Genomic DNA, 22952 nt, shown 5'->3' on the forward strand with positions numbered 1-22952 from the left:
CTTTCCTGTACGCGTCAGCCCGCACCGTTACCTGTGGTAATGATGATGGTTGTGGTAATGGTGGTGATGCTGATGCGTTTCATGGATGTTGTGTACTCTGTCATTATTATCTGTCTGTGCTGTCTACCTATATTGGTTAAAGCATACGTGCCGCTAAGTCAACGAATTTCTGATTTAAGCGCCTTTCCCGACCCTGTCAGGTCTCACTGTCTGAGATTTTATTTCTGCCCGGATCGGGCCGCATGCAATCCATATTCTGGAATAATTAACCATAATAAAAAGTTATGACAGACGTTTACTCTGCCAGCTTTTTTTCGATATCGTGCAGCAATCGGTGCAACATTGCCGTGTCTCGCTGCGCTAACAGACCCAACCGCTGCTGTAGCCACTCCACCATTTTTTGGTCGTCAGCGACATCCAACGTCGTCAGCAAACGATCGGTGCGCGCACGTAACGCAGCAAGCTGGTTTTCATCTACCTCCGCCGCCGGGGCAACCGGCATTTGCATCAGAGAGGCTAATTGATAGCAATAGACCATTACCGCCTGGCCTAAATTCAGCGACGGGTAATCCGCCACCATCGGCACGCCGGTCAACACATCCGCCAGGGCCAGTTCGTCGTTGGTCAGGCCGGAATCTTCGCGGCCAAACACCAGCGCCATTTTCGGCATCCACTGACTTTTCTCTGCCATCAGCGGCACCAGCTCAGCCGGCGTGGCGTAGTAATGGAACTTCGAACGGCCGCGGGCCGTGGTGGCGACCGTAAACGAAATATCGTGCAGCGCGTCCGCCAGCGTTTCATAAGTGGTTAAATTATCGAGAATATCTCCCGAACCGTGCGCCACACGCCGCGCCGCCGGATCGTTATGGGCGTCACTGGCAACGATACGTAAATCAGTAAACCCCATGGTCTTCATGGCGCGTGCAGCGGCACCGATGTTTTCTGCTCTTGCGGGGGATACCAGTACGATTGACAAATGCATTTATGCTCTCTTTTTAGGCAGTTAGCCGATAAAAATGTGATGGACATCATCATATTACGCAGCACGAATTTACAAAATTGCAACACAAATCACCGAAATAGCGTTTCACTACAAATTAAAATCGCTAAACTATTTCAGGAATGAACTTTACGCGATAATGTTAAAGAATAGCACTTATCCCCATGTTTAATAATGATATTGCATTCCTGCGCCGGGTGTTGACATTGGATTCGCCTTGTTTATTAATCAATGAACGCAACTGGTTGGTTTATTGAAAAAATGTGACAAAGGCTAGCAAACGGCTACGATGATTTCATCAAACTGTTAACGTGCTACAATTGAATTTGATATATGTCAACGAAGCGTAGTTTTATTGGGTGTCCGGCGTCTCTTAACCTGTTATGTTGCTGTTAAAATGGTTAGGATGACAGCCGTTTTTGACACTGTCGGGTCCAGAGGGAAAGTACCCACGACCAAGCTAATGATGTTGTTGACGTTGATGGAAAGTGCATCAAGAACGCAATTACGTACTTTAGTCACGTTACGCCGGTCATGTTAATTTGTGGCATGTATCAGGCAGGTCAGGGACTTTTGTACTTCCTGTTTCGATTTAGTTGGCAATTTAGGTAGCAAACATGCAGACCCCGCACATTCTTATCGTTGAAGACGAGTTGGTAACACGCAACACGTTAAAGAGCATTTTCGAAGCAGAAGGCTACGATGTCTTTGAAGCGACCGATGGCGCAGAGATGCATCAGATCCTTTCTGAAAATGATATCAACCTGGTCATCATGGACATTAACCTGCCGGGTAAAAACGGCCTTCTGCTGGCGCGCGAACTGCGTGAGCAGGCGAACGTTGCGTTAATGTTCCTGACCGGCCGCGACAATGAAGTTGATAAAATTCTTGGCCTGGAAATCGGTGCGGATGACTACATCACCAAACCGTTTAACCCTCGCGAGTTAACCATTCGTGCCCGCAATCTGCTGTCCCGTACCATGAATCTGGGCACGGTCAGCGAAGAGCGTCGTAGCGTAGACAGCTACAAATTCAACGGCTGGGAACTTGATATTAATAGCCGTTCTCTGGTGAGCCCACAGGGTGACCAGTACAAACTGCCGCGCAGTGAATTCCGCGCCATGCTGCACTTCTGCGAAAACCCGGGCAAGATCCAGTCCCGTGCAGAACTGCTGAAAAAAATGACCGGCCGTGAGCTGAAGCCGCACGACCGTACCGTTGATGTCACCATCCGCCGTATTCGTAAACACTTCGAATCCACGCCGGATACCCCGGAAATCATCGCCACCATCCACGGTGAAGGCTATCGTTTCTGCGGTGACCTGCAGGAGTAATCCTGCACATCGGCCATAAAAAACGGCGCTTTCGCGCCGTTTTTTTATTTCCATAACCGCATCGCCTCTGTATCCGGTTCCGCCGGTGGCTGTGGACGCTTTGGCTGTGAAAGCGAGTACCAGTCAAAGTGACGAGTCAGATACATCACCGCGAACAAGGCCAGCGCCAGCACGGCTGAGCCCAGCAGCAGCGCACTGTCCTCCGATCGCAGCAGGAACCACATCACCACGTCCAGCCCCAGCAACGCCAGCACAAACATGCCGCTGCGTTTCCAGCTTTTCAGCACCGCCTGCAGGTAAATACCGTTCATGACCGCCCCCACCAGGCTGGCAATAATCCAGGCGGGCGTAAAGCCTACATGCTCAGACAACGCCAGCAGTACCAGATAGAACAGCACCAGCGACAGCCCGACCAGCAGATACTGCATCGGGTGCAGGCGCAGCCCGGTCAGGGTTTCGAAGACAAAGAAGGCCATAAAGGTCAGGGCAATCAGCAGAATAGCGTACTTGATTGCGCGATCCGTGAGCTGATACTGATCCGCAGGGGTCGCGACCGTGACGCTAAAGGCCGGGATCGCACTCCATTCAGGAACATCGTTGTCGTTTAACCAGCCTCCGAGATTATTGGCGAACCAGCTGCTCTGCCAGTTAGCCTGGAAACCGGAATCGCTAATCTGATGTTTAACCGGCAGGTAATTGCCCATAAAACCCGGATGCGGCCAGTTGCTGTTGAGGGTCATGGCGCTATTACGTCCCACCGGAACCACCGCAAAGCTGCCGGTACCGGTCAGGTTCAGAGACATCTCCAGCGGGAAGCTTTTAGACTCGAGGGCTTTATCACTCAGCGGCATGTGAATGCCGGATAACGTCCCGTAAACCCCCGCCCCCGGCTCGATGCTTAACGTCTCACCATTGATTTTTGAAACGCTGACCGCGCCAATGCCTCGCGCATCCCCGACGCCGACCACGATAAAGGGTTTCCCGAGGGTCATGGTTTCACCCTTCAGCTGATCCAGTTCATCGAGCGTAAATCGGGCGCTGATTTTTAGCTCGGTATTCCAGATCTGCCCGTCATAAATCCCGATGCTTCGCGACTCAACGTGCTGATTACCGTTGACCTGCAGCGACTCAGGCAGGATGAAGTGCATGTAGCGCTTCTTATATTCAACCAGCTTTCCCTCCTCAGCCTTGAAGTAAGTTTCCGTCACCGGAATGGCGACAAGCGGGCCAACCAGCTGCTGTGGACCACTGGTACTTTGGCGCAGGGTGTTTTCGACCTCGTTGCGATAGCTCTCGCGCTCCGAAATCAGATTGCCCACCATAAACAGCGGGACGAGTAACAGCAGGATGCACCCCAACAGGGTGCTGACTTTCCAGAACAGGGGGGATTTCATAGTGGCTCTCCTTTGTGATGAGGAGAGCCTAACTGCGCTATGTGGGGCCAGTTTGAAGTTATGTGAAGGGACGGTGAAGCGTCAGCGTAGCCGTCACGCCACCGGCGGACCGATTATGCAAATCAATACTGCCCTGATGCAGACGCGCCACCTCCTGAACAAAGGCCAGCCCGAGCCCGCTGCTTTTCAGCCCGTTCTCCCGCGGGAGCGAATAGAAGCGTTCAAAAATCCGCGCCAGGGCGTAGTCCGGGATCCCGCTGCCGCTGTCGGTCACGGTAATGTTCACCTGCCCGTGGTCTTCCGTGGCCGCAAGCTGGATCGCCCCACCCTGCGGGGTGAAATCGATCGCATTGTCCAGCAAGTTACCCAGCGCCTGCTCAAGCAGGTCGGGATCGCCCGCCACGCAGCACGGCGTGCGCTGACGGGTCAGGGTGATATTTTTCGCTGCGAGCGTTACCGCCCGCGCATCGGCAAGCCGCGTAAAGAGCGCGTCAACGCTGACGCTCACCGGAACAATCTCTACCCGATTTTCCAGCCGGGCCTGAGCGAGAAGCTTTTCCACCAGCGACTGCATGCGCGCATTTTGCACCAGAATATTGTCGATAAAGCGGGCAGCTACCTGGGGCGGCGGCTGTTCTGCCAGAATCTCCGCCGCGCCGCGAATCGCGGCCAGCGGGCTTTTCAGCTCGTGGGTGAGGGCGTGAACATAGTGTTCAATGTAATTTTTCCCCTCAAGGCGAATACGCATATTCTCCAGGGCCTGCGCCAGCTTGCGCAGTTCGCTGCTTCCCGGATCGGGCAACGGCAGCGGGGTATCGCTGGTGACCGAGTCGGCATAGCGCGACAGGGTGTGAATTGAGCGATTGATCCACCAGGCCACCGCCAGACCAATCAGCAACGCAATACCCAGCAGCGCCCCACCGGCCCACAGGATCCGCCGCTCGCTGCGCTTGATGACCGGGGCCATCGCGCTGTTGGGTTTGCCGACCGACAGTACACCGATAATCCTGCCCTGATCGACCACCGGCGCGGCCACGTACATCACCGTACTCTCAGGATCGTCCGGGTTGCCCGGGGTGCTGCGGGCGCCATATTCACCGCGCAAGGTCAGCCAGACATCGTTCCAGCGCGAGTAATCCTGGCCCACCGCCAGCCCGGCGGAATCAAACACCACCCGACCACGGGCATCGGTCATGTAGACGTGATATTCGTTACGCACTTTGTGAATGCCGCCGATATTGGCGCGAAAAGGTCGCTGATGAAGCTGCGAAAAAGCCTGCGCCAGCCTGCCCTGCTGCGCATCACCCGAGAGCAGATCCTCGCGTCCGACTTCGGCCAGCAGCGTGGCGGTGTCGATCAGCGTCCCTTCCGTGGCCCTGCGCACGCCGGGCTTCACCTCCTGGACAAAGATCGACAGCACAAACCATGCCGCGATAGCCACAATCAGGAAGTACCCCAGCAACAGCCGCATGCCAATGCGCATTAATACAGTCCCAGGCTGTAGCCCATGCCGCGGTGAGTGCTGATGGGGGAAAGCTGGTCATTCACCGCCCGCAGCTTGGCGCGCAGGGTTTTGATATGGGTGTCCACGGTGCGATCGAAGCTATCGCCCTCCTCTCCCCAGACTTTATCCATCAGCTGCTGGCGGGAATAGACGCGGCCTGGCGCGTTTAGCAGCGTTTTGAGCAGCAGAAACTCGTAGCGCGTCAGCTGCAGCGGCTCTCCGTACCAGCTGATGCGGGCGGCGGGCTCATTCAGTTCAAACTCGCCGATACGAACGATATCGGACGGCGCGGCGGATTTTTGCATCCGCCGTAAAATGGTTCGCACCCGGGCGCACACTTCCCGGGGTGAAAAAGGTTTGGCGACGTAATCATCCGCGCCAATCTCCAGCCCGAGCAATTTATCCACCTCATCGCTGCGGGCGGTCAGGAACAGCACCGGCAGCGCGGGATGCTGCGCCAGCAGCTGGCGACACAGCTCAAAGCCGCTGATGTCCGGCAGGCCGACATCCAGAATGGCAAGCGCCGGGATCTGCCGACGCGCTTCTTCCAGCACGGGCAGGCCGCGTTCGAAGGCCTTTACCGCAAAGCCCTCCTGCTGGAGCATGTAGATCAGCGTATCAGCGATACTGATTTCGTCTTCAACCAGCCAGACCACGGGTTGCTGCATGGGATAGTCCTGATTTAATGCCACGGCATGATCGGCACCGCGCTGAGGGCATTTTTCGGCGAGCCCTCCACGACCTTATCCGAGTAGGCCAGATAGGCCAGCGTATTACGCTTCGCATCATAGAAACGCACGACCTGCAGTTTTTTGAACACTAACGAGGTGCGTTTCTGGAATACCACTTCGCCCTGCGACTTGCCGTTTTTAATCTTATCGCTCAGCTCAACCGGCCCCACCTGCTGGCAGGAGATCGCCGCATCGGAGGTATCTTCCGCCAGCCCCAGTCCGCCTTTAATGCCGCCGGTTTTGGCCCGGCTGATATAGCAGGTCACGTTTTTCACTTCGGGATCGTCAAAGGCTTCAACAACGATCTTATGGTCAGGCCCGAAAACCTTAAATACGGTATCAACGGAACCAATTTCTTCTGCCTGCGCGGCATGTCCGGTTAATAAAAGCAGTGTGGTGAGGATCAATGTCTTGTATTTCATATTGTTACCATATTTGAAAATTACATTGCGTCATTATTCAACAATGATGAGAAAAAAGGTAGCCAGATCACAGGATTAGAATATATCCCCCCTAATTGCAGGGCAAAGCGCATTTAAGCGCAAAAAAAACACTGAATGCTAAAACATCAAAAAATGCTATTATCCGCTAACCTGTTTAGCAGGGTGTCTGCTGTATTAAGGATGAGGATAGTATATGGATCAGGCTGGAATTATTCGCGATCTTCTTACCTGGCTGGAAGGCCATCTGGACCAGCCTTTGTCACTTGATAATGTGGCGGCAAAAGCGGGATATTCTAAGTGGCATTTACAACGGATGTTCAAGGATGTCACCGGTCACGCCATCGGCGCCTATATCCGCGCGCGTCGACTTTCCAAATCCGCCGTGGCGCTTCGCCTGACCGCGCGTCCTATTCTGGACATCGCCTTACAGTATCGTTTTGATTCGCAGCAGACCTTTACCCGCGCGTTCAAAAAACAGTTCTCGTTGACCCCTGCGCTCTATCGTCGCTCGCCGGACTGGAGTTCATTCGGGATGCGCCCGCCGCTGCGTCTGGGCGAATTCGAGATGCCGAAGCACGAGATGGTCACCCTGCCGGAAACCCACCTGATCGGCACCACCCAAAGCTACTCTTGCTCGCTGGAGCAGATCTCCGAGTTCCGTCACCAGATGCGGGTCCAGTTCTGGCGTGATTTCCTCAGCCACGCCCCGGCCATTCCGCCGCTGCTGTATGGCCTGAACGAGACGCGTCCAAGTCTGGAAAAAGATGACGAGCAGGAGGTCTTCTACACCACGGCGTTAACGCCTGAGATGGCTAACGGCTATATCCAGGGATCGAAACCGGTGGTCGTGGAAGGGGGGGAATACGTGATGTTCACCTATGAAGGGCTGGGCACCGGCGTACAGGACTTCATCATGACGGTGTACGGTACCTGCATGCCGATGCTGAACCTGAATCGCAGAAAGGGTCAGGATATTGAGCGTTACTATCCGTCAACGGATGTTAAACCGGATGAACGCCCAATCGATTTGCGCTGCGAATACCTGATTCCGGTTCGCCGTTAACGCTGTAGCTCATCTAACGCAGGGGCATCGAGATGCGAGATATCCCCTGCCATCTCCACAATCCAGCCTGACGCCAGCCACGGACTCTGCTGATAATCGATGCGGGAAAGCGAGCAGTTACGCAGACGCAGGCGACGCTCAGCCCATGCAGGCAGTCCGAGGATGGTACTGACCAGGCAACCCAGCGCCATACCGTGACTCACCAGCAGCGGTCGACTGCCCTCAGGCAGCTCCAGACAGGTCGCCAGCGCCGCGTGCATACGCTCGCTCAGCTCCAGCATCGATTCGCCTTCCGGTATGCGGCCATCTTCAGAGCCGTTAACCAGCGTACGACGCCATGCCTCTTCCTCTTCGGTCAGGGTATCGATAAGCCGCTTCTCCAGCACCCCCATGTCCAGCTCGCGCAGGCGGGCATCCACAGTGACATCGCAGCCGCAGGCCTGCGCGATGATCTCTGCTGTGCGCCGCGTGCGACCTAAATCGCTGGCGATGATGTGAGTGATGCCCAGTGTTCTGGCGCGTTCGCCAACCTGCCGGGCCTGTTCCTCACCCTTGGCCGTGAGTGGACTGTCTGACTGGCCTTGAATACGTCGCTCGGCGTTCCACTGCGTTTCACCGTGGCGAACAAGGTATACCTGTAACATGCTTTTTTTCCGTTATACTGCGATGATATTTTTAGAGTTAGGCTTAATTATGCACCAGGTTGTCTCTGCTACCACTAATCCTGCCAAAATTCAGGCAATTCTAAGGGCATTTGACGAGATCTTCGGCGAAGGATCCTGCCATATTGCCTCTGTCAGCGTCGAGAGCGGCGTCCCGGAACAACCATTCGGCAGCGAGGAAACGCGCGCTGGCGCACGAAACCGCGTGGCTAACGCCAGGGCCGCCTGTCCTGATGCGGACTTTTGGGTAGCGATTGAAGCCGGTATTGACGAAGGGGCCACCTTTAGCTGGGTGGTTATCGAGAGCCGCGACCAGCGCGGTGAGGCACGCTCGGCCACCCTGCCGCTGCCGGAAGTGATCCTGGATAAAGTGCGGGCAGGTGAAGCGCTGGGCCCGGTGATGTCACACTACACGGGCATTGATGAGATTGGTCGCAAAGAGGGGGCGATTGGCGTCTTTACCGCCGGGGCACTGACGCGCTCAAGCGTTTACCATCAGGCGGTGATTCTGGCGTTAAGCCCGTTTCATAACGCGATTTACCGTTAATTGCCGGATGGCGACTGCGCCTTATCCGGCCTACGGTTTGCCCTCAAGCAATACCTGTTCGAGCCAGTGGCGCAGTTCAACCGGCGCCGATTTCAGGCTGTTCGATCCGCGGGTGATAGTCGCTATCCCTGCCCCCAGCTCGCTTTTCAGTTCGCGCTGGCTCATCTCACCGCGGAGTAACTCCTCGATGATCCGCACCCGCGTACCCAGCGCCTCGCGCTCGTCGGGGGTGAGCATCAGCTGCAGCAGCGGCAGATGCAAATCCTGGTCATAAGATGCACGAAGCAGCTCCACAAAACGAAGCCACTCCTGATGACGTTGTTCGGCCATCGCCGATGAATATGGGGAATGCTGGGTCATGTTATGCCGCCTGTTGTACTCTTAAACGAGTACAAGCATAACATAACCCACACCGATCAGTAACGTCGCTGCCACTCACTGTCGCTCATCAGGGCATCTTTCTCTCCCATGAAGTAGCGATAGTAAGCATCATACGCCAGCACGTTCTTCACATAGCCGCGGGTTTCCGAGAACGGAATGCTCTCGACAAAGGCCACCGCGTCGATGCGTCCGGCGCTGTTACCAAGCCAGGTGCGCACCCGTCCTGGACCGGCGTTATAGGCCGCCGAGGCGAAGATACGGTTCTGACCGAACTGGTCGTAGACGCTCTGCAGATAGGTGGTGCCAATGTTGATGTTGGTCTCCGGATCCAGCAGCTGCGATGGGCTGCTGTAGCCCGGAATAGAAAACTTCTTCACCGTATGGGCGGCGGTGGCAGGCATCACCTGCATCAGACCGCTGGCCCCCACCGGCGAGCGCACTTTCGGGTTCCAGGCGCTCTCCTGACGGGCAATCGCCATCGCATAGCTCTGCGGAATCTCTTTCCCGCTGGTGTAGCGCTTGAACAGATCGTTATAGGCCAGCGGGAAACGCTCTTCGAGATGATCCCACAGCTTGCCGGCGATCGTCGCCTGCACGCTCAGATCCCACCAGCGGTTATCAAAGGCATAGCGCGCCAGCTGGGCTTTCTCATCTACGGTGCGGCTGGTAACCAGATTCGCCCATTCACTGCGGGCGGTGTTATCCAGATTCCAGTACATCAGCTCACGCACCCGCGCCATCTCCGGCCCGTTCACCAGCGCCGCATTGACGCCGGCCGGGGCTTTATCAATCTTAAGGCTGTACTCTTCGCCAAGGCGCTGAGCCGCCGCCATCGGATAGAAACCACGCTGCTGCATCAGGGCGTGCAGGATCGATTTGGCCTCGTCCTCTCGTCCCCGTTCCAGCAGGAGATCGGCCTGCCAGTAGCGCCACTCGTCTTTCTCTTTGGCTTCCATCGGCAGACGTGCCAGCCAGGTGTTCAGGCCGCGGCGATCGCCGTTGCCCAGCGCCATACGCACCCGGCGCTCTACCAGCGACGTGGAGTTTGAACGCATGATGGCATCATCGCGCCAGCGTGCCTGCTCGTCGGTAAGGTCATTGCCCATCAGACGCCATGCCACGATATCGCGCAGCTCCTGGGTCTGATCGTCATTCAGCTGCTGTGCCTGGGCCAGGGACGGGATCATCAGCCGGGCGTTTTCCACGTCATCCCGCGCCACGCTGGTAAAGGCCACTGCCGCCATCTGACGGGTAAAATCGGTAGCGCCGGTGTTGCGGGCAAAATCCATCACCGTCTTCGGATCGTTCGCCAGTTGAATCAGGGCGCTGGAGATGGTCTGGTACTCCGGCGGCATCTGCCCGGCGAGGGTGGTCACCAGACGGGTATTACCCGCTTTCATCGCCAGACGGATGCGCTCGAGATAGGCCAGCGGATCCTGCTTGCCGGACGCGCGCCAGGCGCCAAACAGCGAGTCGCAGGCGTTCGGCTGGCTTTTGCCGGTCAGCCACAGCTCTTTGGCACCGTTCCAGGCCTCTTCCTGCTGACCCGTCGCCCACTTCGCGTAGTAGTAGTTACACTGTGCTTCGGTGGTGCCAGGCTTCTCCGGGCTAAAGGCCAGCAGGCCACGCCAGTCTTCACGACGCGCCAGCTCGTTCACAAAGCGCGACTGCAAGGTACGCGCGGGCGGCAGCGTCGGGTTGGCCTGAATAAAGTTTTTGACGGTGACGGTCGGCTGGTTCATCAGATCGTCAGTCAGCTGACGGTATTCCAGATACGGATACAGCGGATAGTCTTTCAGCGTCGGCATCAGGGTCTGCACCGTCTCCATCTGCCGCTGATCCCATGCCTGTTTGATCTGGGCATAGCGGTTACGTTGTTCATCCAGTGAATCGGCTCGCGCCGCGCTGCTGATGGTCAGCACGCATACGCTGGCAGCCAGCACTTGCCAGGCCACCTGTTTGGCTTTTACCACACGCTCGTCCTCTGTTAATCGTCGTTAAATGCAGCGTCTTGCCGCGCAAAAGCGTAATTAACTTATGCTAACCAGGCATCGCTTAACGCGCCACGTCATGGACACATTTTTACCTTTCTTGCGCGCTTTAACACTCCCGGCGTCGATGGCTGGGATTAGGCAGGGAAAAAGGCTACACTTCGCCACTATTCTCATCACGATAAAAGAGGCGAAGTCCAACGTGGCTCAATTCGTTTATACCATGCATCGTGTCGGCAAAGTGGTCCCGCCGAAACGTCATATTCTTAAAAATATCTCGCTGAGCTTCTTCCCGGGCGCAAAAATCGGTGTTCTGGGTCTCAACGGTGCCGGTAAGTCCACCTTGCTGCGCATCATGGCGGGCATCGATACAGACATCGAAGGTGAAGCCCGTCCACAGCCTGGCCTTAAAATCGGTTACCTGCCGCAGGAACCGAAGCTGAACCCGGAGCACACCGTTCGCGAGTCCGTCGAAGAAGCCGTTGCCGAAGTGGTTAACGCGCTGAAAGGTCTGGATGAGGTGTACGCGAAGTACGCCGAGCCGGATGCTGACTTCGACAAGCTCGCGGCTCAGCAGGGCAAGTTTGAAGAGATCATCCAGGCACACGACGGTCACAACCTGAACGTGCAGCTGGAGCGCGCGGCCGATGCCCTGCGTCTGCCAGACTGGGATGCCAAAATTGAAAAACTGTCCGGGGGTGAACGCCGCCGCGTCGCGCTGTGCCGTCTGCTGCTGGAAAAGCCAGACATGCTGCTGCTCGACGAACCGACGAACCACCTGGATGCGGAATCCGTTGCCTGGCTGGAACGCTTCCTGCACGACTTCGAAGGCACCGTGGTGGCGATCACCCACGACCGTTACTTCCTCGATAACGTAGCGGGCTGGATCCTCGAGCTGGACCGCGGGGAAGGTATTCCGTGGGAAGGCAACTACTCCTCCTGGCTGGAGCAGAAAGATCAGCGTCTGGCGCAGGAAGCTTCTCAGGAAGCGGCGCGCCGTAAGTCGATTGAGAAAGAGCTGGAGTGGGTTCGTCAGGGCGCGAAAGGCCGTCAGTCTAAGGGCAAAGCCCGTCTGGCACGCTTTGAAGAGCTGAACAACGCCGAATACCAGAAGCGTAACGAAACCAACGAACTGTTTATTCCACCTGGAGCCCGTCTGGGTGACAAAGTGGTGGAAGTCAGCAACCTGCGTAAATCCTACGGCGACCGCGTGCTGATCGACGATCTGAGCTTCTCGGTACCGAAAGGCGCAATCGTGGGCATCATCGGTCCGAACGGCGCGGGTAAATCGACGCTGTTCCGTATGATGTCCGGTCAGGAAGCCCCTGACAGCGGCACCATCACCCTGGGTGAAACCGTGAAGCTGGCCTCCGTTGACCAGTTCCGTGATGCGATGGATAACAGCAAAACCGTGTGGGAAGAAGTCTCAGGCGGGCAGGATATCATGCGTATCGGCAACACCGAGATGCCAAGCCGCGCCTACGTGGGCCGCTTCAACTTCAAGGGTGTTGATCAGGGTAAACGCGTGGGCGAACTGTCCGGTGGTGAGCGTGGTCGTCTGCACCTGGCCAAGCTGCTGCAGGTTGGCGGTAACGTGTTGCTGCTCGATGAACCGACCAACGACCTGGACATCGAAACCCTGCGTGCGCTGGAAAACGCCATGCTGGAGTTCCCGGGCTGCGCAATGGTTATCTCCCACGACCGTTGGTTCCTCGACCGTATCGCGACCCACATTCTGGATTACCAGGATGAAGGTAAAGTGGAGTTCTTCGAAGGTAACTTCACCGAGTACGAAGAGTACAAGAAACGCACGCTGGGCGCCGACGCGCTGGAGCCGAAGCGTATCAAGTACAAGCGTATCTCGAAATAAAATGCAAAACGGCAACCTCGGTTGCCGTTTTTAGTGTTTGTACCCTCTCCCTGTGGGAGAGGGCCAGGGTGAGGGCATCAGGCCGCACGAGGACCTATCCCTACCCCTTCTCCCCCATCATCTCTTTCACCAGCTCCACGCAGCGCAGGAAGCGGCCGTCATAATCCGCCTCTTCCACATGCACAAAGTCAATATTGTTCGCTTCCAGCATCTCCACCAGCATGGTCTGGAACTCTCTGCGATCCACTGAGCTGCCCAGGCTGCGCATCCCGTCCGCCACCCACGGAGTATTGTTCTCCAGCAGGATCACCAGGTCAAAGCGGTACTCGTCGATCAGCGCCTGCACAAAGGGGTGCTCGCGCCCTTCGTACTTTTTACAGAACGCCTGAGTAGTGACGAAGTCGGTATCGACAAAGGCCACTTTATTGGCGTATTTGACCGCGAAATCAATGTACTGGGCATGGCCCAGCGCAATCTTGTCGTAGTCGGAATACTGGAGCGCCATCTCATCCCCGCCGAGGTGCGAGAAGACATAATCCCGGCCATACTCCCAGGCGCTGGTGGTGTTGAAGATGTTCGCCAGCTTGTTGACCAGCGTCGATTTACCGCTGGACTCGCCGCCGAGGATCGCCACGGTACGTACAAAGAACGGCTTCACTTCCGTCGGGATGTATTCCCAGTAGCGGAACGGGTTTTCGCGGATCTGCGCCCCGCTGATGTTCATAAAGGTGCGTTTAGGGTCAATCAGCACCGTTTCCGTTCCCAGATGTTCAGGGTATTGCAGGGCATCGGACTCTTCAGAAGTGTAGATCCAGTTAGGCTGGATCCCTTTCTCTTCCATAAAGGCTTTTATGCCGTTGCTCCACACGTCCCAGCCGTGGGGATAAGGTTCCATGCCCTCTTCATTAAAGGCATGAATACGAATATTTTTCTGATACTTGAAGGTCTGCAAGAGCCAGCGCAGGCGGTCAGAGACGGTCGGCTGCTGGGACATGGCGCTGGCTTCGAACAGCTCGCGGTCGCGCGTGTCATCGTAGCCCATGATGATATGCAGTTCGTCCACCTGGCTACAGGCGCGCTGGATCAGGTAGACATGCCCGGTATGCAGCGGGTAAAACTTGCCGAATACCACGCCGATGTTCTTTTGCATGCGCGGAAACTCAAGCCCCAGAAAGCGATGCAGCGCTTCCAGCTTCTGCGCGCTGGGGCTTTTGATTTTGGCATTCAGCAGCTGGCTTAAATAGCCCTTGGTCATACCGCTGGCTTCCGCCACCTGCTGCAAGGTGCAGCCCTTCTGGCGGATAGCGGTCTTGATATAGTCAAATGACGACATAAATTACGGTGCCTCCTGCAACAACGAATAGGTAATTATAAGTCGTCAAAGACACTTAGCGCATCAGAGAGTTTTTTAACGGGGAAAACCGTCATCCCTTCCGGCAGCTTTTTCGGCACGTTGGCTGCCGGTACAATCGCCCGGCGGAAGCCGTGTTTTGCCGCCTCGGAGATACGCTCCTGGCCGCTCGGCACCGGACGGATCTCCCCGGCCAGCCCGACTTCGCCAAAGACCACCAGATCCTGTGGTAACGGACGGTCGCGCAGGCTGGAGACCATCGCCAGCAGCAGCGCGAGGTCGGCGCTGGTTTCGGTAACTTTGACCCCACCGACCACGTTCACAAACACGTCCTGATCCGCCATCTGCAGGCCGCCGTGGCGGTGCAGCACCGCCAGCAAAATCGCCAGACGGTTTTGCTCGAGGCCTACCGCCACGCGACGCGGGTTGCCCATCATGGAATGATCGACCAGCGCCTGAATCTCCACCAGCAGCGGGCGTGTCCCTTCCCAGACCACCATCACCGAGCTGCCGGACGTCACTTCATCTCCGCGGCTTAAGAAGATGGCCGACGGGTTGCTGACTTCACGCAGCCCCTGCTCGGTCATGGCAAACACGCCCAGCTCATTCACCGCACCGAAGCGGTTTTTGTGGCTGCGCAGGGTACGGAAACGGGTATCGGCATCGCCATCCAGCATCACGGAGCAATCGATACAGTGCTCGAGCACCTTCGGACCGGCCAGCGCGCCATCTTTGGTGACGTGGCCGACCATGATGATCGCCACCCCGCGCGTTTTGGCGAAGCGCGTCAGGTAGGCTGCGGTTTCACGCACCTGGGCGACGCTGCCCGGCGACGACTGCACGTCGGCCATGTGCATAACCTGGATGGAGTCGATCACCATCAGCTTCGGCTGCTCTTCTTCAGCAATCATGCAGATCTGCTCGATGCTGGTTTCGGAGAGCATATTCAGGTCCTGGGTCGGCAACGCCAGGCGGTGGGCGCGCATCGCCACCTGCTGCAGCGACTCCTCCCCGGTGACGTACAGCGTTTTCATCTGTGACGCGAGTTTGCACAGGGTTTGCAGCAGCAGGGTTGATTTCCCGGCCCCCGGGCTACCACCGATCAGAATGGCGCTCCCCGGTACCACGCCGCCCCCCAGCACCCGGTCAAACTCTTTAAATCCGGTGGAGAAGCGCGGCAGCGCTTCAAGGCTGATGTCAGAGAGCTTCTGAACTTTTGATACGCCCGCGTTGCCCGCGTAACCGCTCAGGCGCTCGTTACGGGCGACGGTGGGTGAAGCGGCAACTCCGCGCACTTCGGTGATGGTGTTCCAGGCATGACAGGCGCTGCACTGCCCCTGCCAGCGCGGATAATCCGCACCACATTCATTACAGACAAATGCGCGTTTTGGAGCTTTCGCCACGTTTTACCTCTTTATTTCTGATTCACGCTGCCGGAGAGAATGCAGAACACCCCCATCAGGTCAGCATGACGGATAATGACTTCCGTCTTTTCATTCACGGTCGGTTTAGCATGATAAGCAATGCCCAGCCCGGCCACTTTAATCATCGGCAGATCGTTCGCGCCGTCGCCAATCGCCACCGTCTGGGCAACCGGGATATCATATTTTTCCGCCAGACGCGTCAGGGTGCTGGCCTTGAACTGGGCATCAACGATCTGGCCAACCACATTCCCGGTCAGCTTCCCGTCCCTGATCTCCAGTTCGTTGGCGACCACCGCATCCAGACGCAGCTTGTCGCGCAGATACTCGGCAAAGAAGGTGAACCCGCCGGAGGCGATGGCCACTTTCCAGCCCAGGGTCTCCAGCTTCAGCACCAGCTGCACCAGGCCCGGCATCAGCGGCAACTTTTCACGCACCTGCATAAGAATATTGGCGTCGGCATCCTTCAGGGTCGCCACGCGCTGTTTCAGGCTGGCAGTGAAGTCCAGCTCGCCGCGCATCGCACGCTCGGTCACTTCGGCCACCATCTCGCCGGTACCCGCCAGTTTGGCGATCTCATCGATGCACTCGATCTGAATGGCGGTGGAGTCCATGTCCATCACCAGCAGTCCCGGGGTTTTCAGATGCGGGATTTTACCGAGCGGAGCCACATCCAGCCCGGCGTCGTGCGCCAGACGGGTGGCGCGCTGGGTCAGGGAGCCGGCCAGACGAATGACCTGATAGTCTTCCACGCACCAGGCCGCCACGATCACCATCGCCGCACCCAGCTTGCTTTGATACTGGGTTAACTGCTGTTTATCCAGGCCGCGTCCATACAGCAGCCAGCCGCTACGGCCAGCATGGTAGTCCAGAGGCATTACCTCATCACCACTTAATGAGAGCGGCAATCCTGGCCATAAAGAGACATCGTTGGGCAGGTCGCACCAGGTAATGTTTGGCATTAAAGCTCCTGTAAAATCGTTCGCGCCGGGAAGTATCCAGGGGGTGAAAATAACGCATGAGGCTACCTTGTAACCATCACTTCTGGCAACATTAACCCCGAAAATTTTCAGCAGGTGGAATATGGCTCGTGCAAAACTGAAATTCCGGCTTCATCGTGCCGTGATTGTCCTCTCCTGTCTCGCCCTGTTAGTGGCGCTGATGCAGGGCGCATCCTGGTTCAGCCAGAATCATCAACGACAACGTAACCCGCAGCTTGAAGAGCTGGCACACACCCTGGCCCGTCAGGTGTCGCTTAACATCGCCCCCCTGATGCGTACCGAATCGCCGGATGAAAAACGTATCGGCCAGATCCTGCATATCCTGACGGATGAGAGCCGGATCCTCGATGCCAGTGTCTATGATGAAGAAGGCGAGCTGATTGCGCGTTCGGGCGAGCATGTTGAAGTACGTGATCGGCTGGCGCTGGATGGTAAAAAAGCTGGCGGCTACTTTAACCAGCAGCTGGTGGAGCCGATTCAGGGCAAAAACGGCCCGCTCGGCTATCTGCGTCTGACCCTCGACACCCATACTCTGGCCACCGAGGCCAAGCAGGTGGATAACACCACCAACATTCTGCGCCTGATGCTGCTGCTGTCGCTGGCGATTGGCGTGGTCCTGACCCGCACGCTGCTGCAGGGCAAACGCACCCGCTGGCAGCAGTCGCCTTTCCTGCTTACCGCCAGCAGGTCGGTGCCGGAAGAGGAAGAGAGCGAGAAGAAGGAATAGTGTTAAAGTAGCCAGACGATTCAGAAAAGGAACTTTGCCATGACGACGTTACGCCTGCTTATCTCTGACTCTTACGATCCCTGGTTTAACCTTGCGGTGGAAGAGTGCATCTTCCGCCAGATGCCCGCCACGCAGCGGGTGCTGTTCCTGTGGCGCAACGCCGATACGGTGGTCATTGGCCGGGCGCAAAATCCGTGGAAAGAGTGCAACACGCGACGCATGGAAGAGGACAACGTCCGCCTGGCGCGTCGCAGCAGCGGCGGCGGCGCGGTGTTCCACGACCTCGGCAATACCTGTTTTACCTTTATGGCCGGGAAGCCGGAGTACGACAAAACCATCTCCACCAACATTGTGCTTAGCGCGTTACAGGCGCTGGGGGCCACGGCGGAAGCGTCCGGGCGCAACGATCTGGTGGTGAAAACGCCAGAAGGCGATCGGAAGGTTTCCGGCTCGGCCTATCGCGAAACCCTGGACCGCGGTTTTCACCACGGCACCCTGCTGCTGAATGCCGATCTCAGCCGCCTGGCAAACTACCTCAATCCCGACCAGAAAAAGCTGCAGGCCAAAGGCATTACCTCCGTGCGCGGACGGGTTGCCAATCTGGTGGATCTGCTCCCGGGCGTGACCCACGAGCAGATCTGCGACGCGATCCGCGAGGCGTTTTTTGCCCACTATGGCGAACGGGTGGAAGCGGAAGTGATCTCCCCGGACAAGACCCCGGACCTGCCGAACTTTGCCGAGACCTTTGCCCGCCAGAGCAGCTGGGAGTGGAACTTCGGTCAGGCCCCTGCCTTCTCGCACCTGCTGGATGAGCGTTTCACCTGGGGCGGCGTGGAACTGCACTTCGACGTCGAGAAGGGCCATATCACCCGCACGCAGGTCTTTACCGACAGCCTGAATCCGGCCCCGTTAGAAGCCCTTGCGGCCCGTCTGCAGGGCTGTCTGTATCGGGCAGATATGCTGCAGCAAGCGTGTGATGCGTTGATCGGCGATTTCCCGGAGCAGGAGATGGAGCTGCGGGAGCTGTCGGCCTGGATTGCGCGGGCGGTGAGATAATAAAAAGCCCGCTGACGCTGCGCGTAGCGGGCCTGAAAAACTGTAGGCCGGGTAAGGCGAAGCCGCCACCCAGCATGACAGGACTTACTCTTTATCGCCCAGCAGAACGGATTCCAGCGCGATTTTGATCATATCGTTGAAGGTGGTCTGACGCTCAGCGGCAGTGGTCTGCTCGTGAGTACGGATATGGTCAGACACGGTGCAGATGGTCAGGGCTTTCGCGCCGAACTCAGCGGCCACACCGTAGATGCCTGCCGCTTCCATTTCCACGCCCAGGATGCCGTATTTTTCCATCACGTCGAACATCTCGCCGCCGTCTGGCGCGTAGAACAGGTCCGCAGAGAAGATGTTACCCACGCGGGCTTCAACGCCCAGCGCTTTGGCAGCGTCAACTGCGTCACGTACCATGCCGAAGTCAGCAATCGCCGCGAAGTCGTGATCTTTGAAACGCATACGGTTTACTTTGGAATCGGTGCAAGCACCCATGCCGATCACGATGTCACGCAGCTTAACGTCCATACGCACGGCGCCACAGGAGCCCACGCGGATGATTTTCTTCACGCCGAAATCGGTGATCAGCTCTTTGGTGTAGATGGAGCAGGATGGGATACCCATGCCGTGACCCATTACGGAAATTTTGCGGCCTTTATAGGTCCCGGTGAAGCCCAGCATGCCGCGAACGTTGTTCACTTCACGCACGTCTTCGAGGAAAGTTTCCGCGATGTGCTTCGCGCGCAGCGGGTCGCCCGGCATCAATACGACGTCAGCGAAATCACCCATCTCTGCATTAATGTGAGGAGTTGCCATCTTCAGATCCTTTTATATTGTTGTTTTTGCCGGGTGGCGGCTGCGCCTTACCCGGCCTACATGATGTTCTCCCTCTCCCTGTGGGAGAGGGTCGGGGTGAGGGCATCAGGCCGCACCCATCAAAATCAGAACATGGCTTTGCCATATTCCATGTCAGACGTACCAAAGTATTTCGCGATGGTCTGGCCGATATCCGCGAAGGATTCACGGTGGCCCAGCGAGCCTGGTTTCACTTTCGGGCCGTACACCAGCACCGGAATGTGCTCACGGGTGTGGTCGGTACCGGTCCAGGTCGGGTCGCAGCCGTGGTCGGCGGTCAGGATCAGAATGTCATCTTCCCCTACCAGCTCCATCAGCTCCGGCAGACGGCGGTCGAACAGCTCCAGACCCGCAGCGTAGCCTGCAACGTCGCGACGGTGGCCCCAGGAGGAGTCGAAGTCCACGAAGTTGGTGAAGACGATGGTGTTGTCGCCCGCTTCTTTCATCTCTTTCACGGTGGCGTCAAACAGCGCGTCCAGACCGGTAGCTTTCACTTTTTTGGTGATACCGCAGTTGGCGTAGATGTCCGCAATTTTACCGACGGAAACCACCTGGCCCTCTTTCTCATCGACCAGTTTTTGCAACACGGTTGGTGCTGGTGGCTCAACGGCCAGGTCGTGACGGTTGCCGGTACGCTGGAAGTTACCCGCTTTGTCACCCACAAACGGACGCGCGATCACGCGGCCAATGTTGTAGCCGCCTTCGGTCAGCTCTTCACGGGCGATTTCGCACAGCTCGTACAGACGATCCAGGCCAAAGGTCTCTTCGTGGCAGGCAATCTGGAACACGGAGTCAGCCGAGGTATAGAAGATCGGTTTCCCGGTTTTCATATGCTCTTCGCCGAGCTGATCGAGGATCACGGTCCCGGAGGAGTGGCAGTTGCCAAGGTAGCCCGGCAGGTTGCCGCGCTCAACCAGCTTATCCAGCAGCTCCTGCGGGAAGCTGTTTTCGTGGTCAGAGAAGTAGCCCCAGTCGAACAGAACCGGTACACCAGCGATTTCCCAGTGACCTGACGGGGTGTCTTTCCCGGAAGAGAGCTCGTGCGCCCAGGCGTATGCGCCCACCACTTCCGCGTTGCCATCCATACCCGCAGCAACGTTGCCGGTAGAGCCTTCGTGGGCTTTCACCAGACCCAGACGGGTCAGGTTTGGCAAATTCAGCGGGCCCTGACGCCCGGTGTTCGCTTCGCCTTTTGCACAGGCTTCTGCGATGTGACCCATGGTATCTGCACCTGTGTCACCAAAGCGATCTGCGTCTTCTGTAGCGCCGATGCCGAATGAGTCCAGCACCATAATAAATGCACGTTTCATATGTTCTCCGTACTCAGTGCTTATAAAAAAGCGATCAGATCAGTATACCGCTATTCGGTAATACGACGATAGACGCAAGGCGTGGTTTCTGGCGCTTTATCTGCCAGAGTAATGGCCGCCTTCACGGCTTTCGCCGCATCCTGCCAGCTGTTTTCATCTTTCGCGTGGATCACCGCCAGCGGACGTTGGCCGTCAACGCTGTCGCCCAGACGGGCCATGTCGGTGAAGCCGACGCTGTAATCAATGGTATCCGACGCCTGACGACGACCGCCGCCCATCGACACCACCGCCATACCCAGCGCGCGGGTGTCCATTGCCGAGACAAAGCCTTCGGTATCCGCGTAGACCGCTTTGCTGAGCATCGCGGTTGGCAGGTATTTGGCGTAATTTTCCACGAAGTCAGTTGGGCCTTTCTGCGCGGCGACCATCCGGCCAAAGATCTCGGCCGCTTTGCCGTTATCCAGCACCGCCTGCAGTTTAGCGCGGGCGTCGGCGTCATCTTTCGCCAGGTTGCCGGAGATCAGCATCTCAACGCATAGCGCCATGGTCACATCGAGCAGACGCGGATTACGGTATTCGCCGGTCAGGAACTGCACCGCTTCACGTACTTCGACCGCGTTACCGGCGCTGGAGGCCAGGACCTGGTTCATGTCGGTGAGCAGCGCGGTGGTGCGCACGCCTGCGCCGTTGGAGACGCCAACGATCGCTTCGGCAAGCTGGGCAGAGAGTTCATAGGTCGGCATAAAGGCGCCGCTGCCCACTTTGACATCCATCACCAGCGCATCCAGACCTTCAGCCAGCTTCTTGGCGAGGATCGAGGCGGTGATCAGCGGGATGGAGTCGACGGTCGCGGTAATGTCACGCGTGGCGTAAAAACGCTTATCCGCCGGGGCAAGGGAGCTGGTCTGGCCGATAATCGCCACACCCACGTCCTTAATAATGTCGCGGAAGCGATTGTCATCCGGGAAGATATCGAAGCCCGGGATGGCTTCCAGTTTGTCGAGCGTGCCGCCGGTATGGCCGAGGCCGCGCCCGGAGATCATTGGAATATAGCCGCCGCAGGCAGCGACCATTGGGCCCAGCATCAGCGAGGTAACATCACCCACGCCGCCGGTGGAGTGTTTATCCACGATCGGGCCATTAAGGTTAAGGCTCTTCCAGTCCAGAACGGTCCCTGAATCCCGCATCGCCATGGTCAGCGACACGCGCTCCGGCATCGCCATATCGTGGAAGAAAATGGTCATCGCCAGGGCCGCAATCTGCCCTTCAGAGATGGTATTGTCGCGAATGCCGTTGATAAAGAAACGGATCTCTTCGTCGCTTAAAGCATGACCATCACGTTTTTTACGAATAATTTCTTGTGCGAGAAACAAAATAACCCCCTGAGGAATTAGTCGAAGGCTAACCGTAGGCCGGGTAAGCGTAGCGCCACCCGGCGAACCGGAACAACGCCGGATGGCGGCTACGCCTTATCCGGCCTACAGCGAACAGTGCTATTAGTAGCTGCTTGCGCTCTTACCGTCGCCGTGACCCAGCGCTTTCAGCAGGCTGGCCAGCAGGCTGGAGGCGCCAAAGCGGTAGTGGCGGGAGTCGGCCCAGTCGGCACCGAACAGCTCGTCGGCAATCGCCAGGAACTGCTGCGCATCTTCCGCAGTACGCACGCCGCCTGCCGGTTTGAAGCCCACGGTTTTTTCCACGCCCATATCGCGGATCACTTCCATCATGATGCGAGCGCTTTCCGGAGTGGCGTTTACCGGCACTTTACCGGTAGAGGTTTTAATGAAATCAGCACCGGCTTTGATGGAGATTTCAGACGCTTTACGAATCAGCGCTTCTTCTTTCAGCTCGCCGGTTTCGATGATCACTTTCAGCAGCACGTTTGCCGCAGCGCAGGCTTCTTTGCAGGCTTTCACCAGATCGAAACCGATCTGCTCGTTACCGGCGATCAGCGCGCGATACGGGAAGACCACGTCCACTTCATCGGCACCGTAAGCGATAGCGGCGCGGGTCTCTGCCAGGGCGATCTCGATATCGTCGTTGCCGTGTGGGAAGTTGGTGACAGTGGCGATACGCACGTCCGGCGTACCCTGCTCGTTCAGCGTTTTACGCGCAATCGGAATGAAACGCGGATAGATACAGACGGCCGCGGTGTTGCCCACGGCGGTTTTTGCCTGATGACACAGGGCGATCACTTTCTCGTTGGTGTCGTCGTCATTCAGGGTGGTCAGATCCATCAGTTTCAGGGCGCGCAGGCTGCTTGCGGTTAAATCGGTCATAACATTCTCCCGGCGTATAGCCGTAAAATTTTACCTTGCGGGTC

General features: G+C 57.2%; 23 protein-coding genes and 1 other annotated feature (1 of these 24 only partly in view). Of the genes, 6 read left to right on the plus strand and 17 right to left on the minus strand.

Annotated elements, in window-relative coordinates; genetic code table 11:
* Positions 1 to 76, minus strand: a sequence feature (Thr leader region) (it extends 42 nt beyond the left edge of the window).
* The 3 genes from thrL to yjjY form a co-directional block, all read right to left on the minus strand.
* The gene (gene thrL, locus LG383_RS15690; protein WP_103181027.1) at positions 15 to 83 is read right to left on the minus strand and encodes a thr operon leader peptide; all 69 of its coding nucleotides are present in this window, start codon (positions 81 to 83) and stop codon (positions 15 to 17) included. (Overlaps the previous feature by 62 nt.)
* Positions 84 to 295: 212 nt before the next feature.
* A complete protein-coding gene (locus tag LG383_RS15695) occupies positions 296 to 982 on the minus strand; it encodes a tRNA/rRNA methyltransferase (RefSeq protein ID WP_225759605.1) in 687 nt (228 codons plus the stop codon).
* Between the two features lie 399 nt (positions 983 to 1381).
* Positions 1382 to 1522 (minus strand): protein YjjY, encoded by a 141-nt coding sequence (gene yjjY / locus LG383_RS15700; RefSeq protein WP_001541509.1) that lies wholly within the window; start codon positions 1520 to 1522, stop codon positions 1382 to 1384.
* Between the two features lie 95 nt (positions 1523 to 1617).
* Here yjjY and arcA point away from each other — a divergent pair, with 95 nt between their 5' ends.
* Positions 1618 to 2334: a two-component system response regulator ArcA gene (gene arcA / locus LG383_RS15705; protein ID WP_032616427.1), complete on the plus strand. Its 717-nt coding sequence runs from the start codon at positions 1618 to 1620 to the stop codon at positions 2332 to 2334.
* A 44-nt stretch (positions 2335 to 2378) separates the two neighbouring features.
* Here arcA and creD read toward each other — a convergent pair whose 3' ends face one another.
* From creD to creA, 4 genes are read right to left on the minus strand one after another with little or no spacing between them, the layout of a single operon-like run.
* Positions 2379 to 3728, minus strand: a complete 1350-nt coding sequence (creD, locus tag LG383_RS15710; RefSeq protein ID WP_225759606.1) for a cell envelope integrity protein CreD — start codon at positions 3726 to 3728, stop codon at positions 2379 to 2381.
* A 58-nt stretch (positions 3729 to 3786) separates the two neighbouring features.
* On the minus strand, positions 3787 to 5211 hold the full coding sequence (gene creC / locus LG383_RS15715) for a two-component system sensor histidine kinase CreC (RefSeq protein WP_225759607.1): 1425 nt from the start codon (positions 5209 to 5211) through the stop codon (positions 3787 to 3789).
* Positions 5211 to 5900, minus strand: coding sequence for a two-component system response regulator CreB (gene creB, locus LG383_RS15720; protein ID WP_225759608.1), 690 nt, complete (start codon positions 5898 to 5900; stop codon positions 5211 to 5213). The genes creC and creB overlap by 1 nt, the downstream gene beginning before the upstream one ends.
* 14 nt (positions 5901 to 5914) lie before the next feature.
* On the minus strand, positions 5915 to 6385 hold the full coding sequence (gene creA, locus LG383_RS15725) for a protein CreA (protein ID WP_106994165.1): 471 nt from the start codon (positions 6383 to 6385) through the stop codon (positions 5915 to 5917).
* Between the two features lie 214 nt (positions 6386 to 6599).
* On the opposite strand from creA, the gene robA reads away from it, so the two are divergent.
* Positions 6600 to 7469 (plus strand): MDR efflux pump AcrAB transcriptional activator RobA, encoded by an 870-nt coding sequence (gene robA / locus LG383_RS15730; RefSeq protein WP_106994164.1) that lies wholly within the window; start codon positions 6600 to 6602, stop codon positions 7467 to 7469.
* Here robA and gpmB read toward each other — a convergent pair.
* Positions 7466 to 8113: a 2,3-diphosphoglycerate-dependent phosphoglycerate mutase GpmB gene (gpmB, locus tag LG383_RS15735; protein WP_225759609.1), complete on the minus strand. Its 648-nt coding sequence runs from the start codon at positions 8111 to 8113 to the stop codon at positions 7466 to 7468. The genes robA and gpmB overlap by 4 nt on opposite strands.
* Before the next feature lie 49 nt (positions 8114 to 8162).
* On the opposite strand from gpmB, the gene yjjX reads away from it, so the two are divergent.
* Entirely contained in the window at positions 8163 to 8678 is a 516-nt protein-coding gene (gene yjjX / locus LG383_RS15740) for an inosine/xanthosine triphosphatase (protein WP_225759610.1), read from the plus strand.
* Between the two features lie 30 nt (positions 8679 to 8708).
* Here the strand turns inward: yjjX and trpR are convergent, their stop codons facing one another.
* Positions 8709 to 9038: a trp operon repressor gene (gene trpR / locus LG383_RS15745; protein ID WP_106994162.1), complete on the minus strand. Its 330-nt coding sequence runs from the start codon at positions 9036 to 9038 to the stop codon at positions 8709 to 8711.
* A gap of 56 nt (positions 9039 to 9094) precedes the next feature.
* Positions 9095 to 11032 carry a murein transglycosylase gene (gene sltY / locus LG383_RS15750; protein WP_225759611.1) on the minus strand — a complete coding sequence of 646 codons (1938 nt, stop codon included), beginning with the start codon at positions 11030 to 11032 and terminating at the stop codon, positions 9095 to 9097.
* A 220-nt stretch (positions 11033 to 11252) separates the two neighbouring features.
* Between sltY and ettA the strand changes: the two genes are divergently transcribed.
* Positions 11253 to 12920 carry an energy-dependent translational throttle protein EttA gene (gene ettA / locus LG383_RS15755; protein ID WP_106994160.1) on the plus strand — a complete coding sequence of 556 codons (1668 nt, stop codon included), beginning with the start codon at positions 11253 to 11255 and terminating at the stop codon, positions 12918 to 12920.
* A 100-nt stretch (positions 12921 to 13020) separates the two neighbouring features.
* Here ettA and nadR read toward each other — a convergent pair whose 3' ends face one another.
* From nadR to serB, 3 genes are read right to left on the minus strand one after another with little or no spacing between them, the layout of a single operon-like run.
* Positions 13021 to 14253, minus strand: a complete 1233-nt coding sequence (nadR, locus tag LG383_RS15760; protein WP_106994159.1) for a multifunctional transcriptional regulator/nicotinamide-nucleotide adenylyltransferase/ribosylnicotinamide kinase NadR — start codon at positions 14251 to 14253, stop codon at positions 13021 to 13023.
* A gap of 35 nt (positions 14254 to 14288) precedes the next feature.
* Entirely contained in the window at positions 14289 to 15674 is a 1386-nt protein-coding gene (gene radA, locus LG383_RS15765) for a DNA repair protein RadA (RefSeq protein ID WP_106994158.1), read from the minus strand.
* Between the two features lie 11 nt (positions 15675 to 15685).
* Positions 15686 to 16654, minus strand: coding sequence for a phosphoserine phosphatase (gene serB / locus LG383_RS15770; RefSeq protein ID WP_106994325.1), 969 nt, complete (start codon positions 16652 to 16654; stop codon positions 15686 to 15688).
* A gap of 121 nt (positions 16655 to 16775) precedes the next feature.
* Between serB and LG383_RS15775 the strand changes: the two genes are divergently transcribed.
* Positions 16776 to 17420: a YtjB family periplasmic protein gene (locus LG383_RS15775; protein ID WP_225759612.1), complete on the plus strand. Its 645-nt coding sequence runs from the start codon at positions 16776 to 16778 to the stop codon at positions 17418 to 17420.
* Positions 17421 to 17459: 39 nt separating this feature from the next.
* Entirely contained in the window at positions 17460 to 18476 is a 1017-nt protein-coding gene (lplA, locus tag LG383_RS15780; RefSeq protein ID WP_106994157.1) for a lipoate--protein ligase LplA, read from the plus strand.
* Between the two features lie 84 nt (positions 18477 to 18560).
* On the opposite strand, the gene deoD is transcribed toward lplA, so the two are convergent.
* The 4 genes from deoD to deoC form a co-directional block, all read right to left on the minus strand.
* A complete protein-coding gene (gene deoD / locus LG383_RS15785; RefSeq protein WP_010427122.1) occupies positions 18561 to 19283 on the minus strand; it encodes a purine-nucleoside phosphorylase in 723 nt (240 codons plus the stop codon).
* A 125-nt stretch (positions 19284 to 19408) separates the two neighbouring features.
* Positions 19409 to 20632, minus strand: a complete 1224-nt coding sequence (deoB, locus tag LG383_RS15790; RefSeq protein ID WP_166181549.1) for a phosphopentomutase — start codon at positions 20630 to 20632, stop codon at positions 19409 to 19411.
* Between the two features lie 50 nt (positions 20633 to 20682).
* Positions 20683 to 22005, minus strand: coding sequence for a thymidine phosphorylase (gene deoA, locus LG383_RS15795; RefSeq protein WP_225759613.1), 1323 nt, complete (start codon positions 22003 to 22005; stop codon positions 20683 to 20685).
* 123 nt (positions 22006 to 22128) lie between these two features.
* Complete coding sequence (gene deoC, locus LG383_RS15800; RefSeq protein ID WP_225759614.1) at positions 22129 to 22908, minus strand: deoxyribose-phosphate aldolase; 780 nt, start codon at positions 22906 to 22908, stop codon at positions 22129 to 22131.
* Positions 22909 to 22952 lie beyond the last annotated feature (44 nt).

The sequence above is a fragment of the Leclercia sp. Marseille-Q4284 genome (assembly GCF_916618945.1).
GTDB lineage: Bacteria > Pseudomonadota > Gammaproteobacteria > Enterobacterales > Enterobacteriaceae > Enterobacter > Enterobacter tamurae.